Raw genomic sequence first — 2,345 nt, 5'->3', positions numbered from 1 at the left:
GGGGCGGCCTGGGGGGCGGGGGGCTGCGGCGCGGCCGGGTTCTGTGCCGGCTCGGGCACGGCGGCCGGAGCGGGGAAGGTCTGCGGGAAGAGCTCGGGCTGAACCGCGGCGGCCGTTGCGGGTGCGATCGCGGAGGCCATGCCGTGGGCGGTGTGCTTCGCCGCCCAGCCGTTCAGCAGTCGCTGGTAGGCCGACAGGCGTGGCTCCTTCGGCTCGGAACGCCCGTTCTCCCAGTTCTTCACCGTCTGCGTCGAGGTCTTCAGGGCCTGTGCGAGGCGGGCCTGGGTGATGCCGGCGGCCTCGCGCAGCCGGGCGCGCTCCGCCGGGGGCGGGAGCTGCGGCTCCTCCGCCAGCAGGGCATCGACAGACGCGAACAGCTCTTCCTCGGTTGCCATGTGCCTCTACCTCCGCCCCCAAACCTAACAGTATTTAGCCTCTGATTTAACCGGTCTTTTAACCCGAACTATGGTGGGGCGACTTCGTTCCGGACAGGAGACCGTGGGGACGTCATGAACATCGGGACCATCGAGACCGGCGGACTGAGCCTCGTACCGCTCGCTGTCGAGCACGCGGACGAGATGGCCGACGTGCACGGCCGAGGTCGCCTGGGTGGTCGGGGCTGCGTGGCAGAAACGGGGGATCGCGACCGAGGCAGCACGAGGACTGGTCACCTGGCTGCAGGAACAAGGCGTGCAGATGGTCCGCGCCCATATTCACCCGGACCATCACGCCTCCGCCGCCGTGGCCACCGCCGCCGGCCTGGCTCCCACCGATCGCCGGCACGAAGGCGAGATCAGGTGGGAGCTCCCGGCGAAGCGGTCACCGGTCGGCAGCCTCTGACCGGCCGAACCCGCCCCTCCCCCGCGCCCCGGGGATCGGCGTCCGGGACACCGGTACCGCCGGCCCGTGGCACGACGACGGCCGCGCCCGGATGGCGCCGCCGGTTCCCGCGAGTGACGGCACCCCTCGCGCCCTGGGTGTTCGCCGCCCCGTGCGGCGCGTCAGGCCAGGATCAGCGAGCGCTGCGGCGGCTGCGCGTCGACGCTCGTGGCCACGCGCTGTTCGAGGCGGGTCCGGATCCCGGGCCATTCCTCGTCGAGGATCGAGTAGAACGCCGTGCCGCGCACCACGCCGTCGAGACCGCGGGTGTGGGCGCGGCGGGTTCCCTCGAACGTCGCACCGAGGCGTTCGATCGCCGCGCGGGAGCGGGTGTTGCGGGCGTCGGCGCGAAGGGAGACGCGGCGGACGCCCCAGGTCTCGAAGGCGTGCCGCAGCATCAGCAGTTTGGTCTCGGTGTTGACGCCCGTGCCCTGGGCGCGGGCGGAGAGCCAGGTGCCGCCGATCTCGACGGCGTCCGGGACCGCGGTGAGCGGGTCGCCCTGCGGGCCGCGCGGTGCGGGCGGCCAGGGCACCGGCCCCTGCCAGTAGTCCAGCTCGGCGAACCGCGTGGACCCGAGGATCACGCCGTCGGTGTTCCGCACGGTGGCGAAGGCCAGCGCCCGGCCGGCCGACTGGGCCGCGACGGCCTCGGCGACATAGCGGCGCGTCGCTTGTGTGCCGCTGGGCACGAGCGTGAAGCCGTAGCTCCTGCGGTCCTCGGCCGCGGCGAGGGCCAGGCCCTCGATGTGCTGTTCGCCGAGCGGCTCCAGCCGCACGGCGCGGCCGTGGAGGGGGACGGGGATGGGCATGATGCCGTGAGTCCTTCGGCAACAGGGATGGGGCCGGGTCAGTATGGGGCCGGGAAGGCGCCGGCCGGGCGATGTCCGTGTGAACGGCAGTGGACATCCGGCTTAAGGCCGCAGCTCACCGGGGCCACCAGGGCTACGCGGGGCCTTTGCCGTCGGCCACTGCGCTCGGGCGTACGGCGCGGGCGAGGGCCAGGGCGCCTTCCACGGCCGCGGGGATGTCGTGGACGGGGAAGAGTGTGTGCCGTATGACGCGATCGGGGCCGACGACGAGGATGAGTCGCTTGATGCGCAGGTTCTGTCCGGCCCGGAAGGTCGGCAGCCGGAGCGCCGCGGTGAGCTGGAGCCGGGCGTCGGACAGCAGGGGGAAGGGCAGGTCCTCGGCACGGGCGAAGGCGGACTGTTCCTGCGGTGACTGGGTGCTCACGCCGTGCACGGCGATGCCGGCGGCCCGGAATGCGGGCCAGAGCGCCCGGAACCGGCGGCTTTCGAGGGTGCAGCCGGCGCTGCCCGGGATCTGTGGTCCGGTGAGGTCGGCGGGCATGCCGGGGACCCCCGTGGCGGGGTAGGCGAAGAGGACGGTCGCCCGGGCGTCGGTGGCGACCGGGTCGTGCTCGTGGCCGTCGGTTCCGCCGCCCGAACCAGCTCTCCGGCGGACAG

3 protein-coding genes and 1 pseudogene are annotated in these 2,345 nt (G+C 73.3%); 1 reads left to right on the top strand and 3 read right to left on the bottom strand.

The genetic code is table 11. The features are described from left to right. Window positions 1–395 (bottom strand): helix-turn-helix domain-containing protein (locus AB0K09_RS32625; RefSeq protein WP_366069010.1); only part of this gene is annotated, 395 nt, incomplete at its 3' end. A gap of 199 nt (window positions 396–594) precedes the next feature. On the opposite strand from AB0K09_RS32625, the pseudogene AB0K09_RS32620 reads away from it, so the two are divergent. Beyond that, a pseudogene (locus AB0K09_RS32620) lies at window positions 595–840 on the top strand (GNAT family N-acetyltransferase); the annotation flags it as partial. A 161-nt stretch (window positions 841–1,001) separates the two neighbouring features. On the opposite strand, the gene AB0K09_RS32615 reads toward AB0K09_RS32620, so the two are convergent. Further along, a complete protein-coding gene (locus AB0K09_RS32615; RefSeq protein ID WP_366069009.1) occupies window positions 1,002–1,688 on the bottom strand; it encodes a GNAT family protein in 687 nt (228 codons plus the stop codon). Between the two features lie 133 nt (window positions 1,689–1,821). Continuing rightward, window positions 1,822–2,345: peroxiredoxin (locus tag AB0K09_RS32610; protein ID WP_366069008.1), on the bottom strand; the 524-nt coding region annotated here is incomplete at its 5' end.

This window comes from Streptomyces sp. NPDC049577 (assembly GCF_040675635.1).
Classification (GTDB): Bacteria; Actinomycetota; Actinomycetes; order Streptomycetales; family Streptomycetaceae; genus Streptomyces.
The sequence above is the reverse complement of the archived record's forward strand: the minus strand, read 5'-3'. Positions and strand labels throughout refer to the sequence as shown.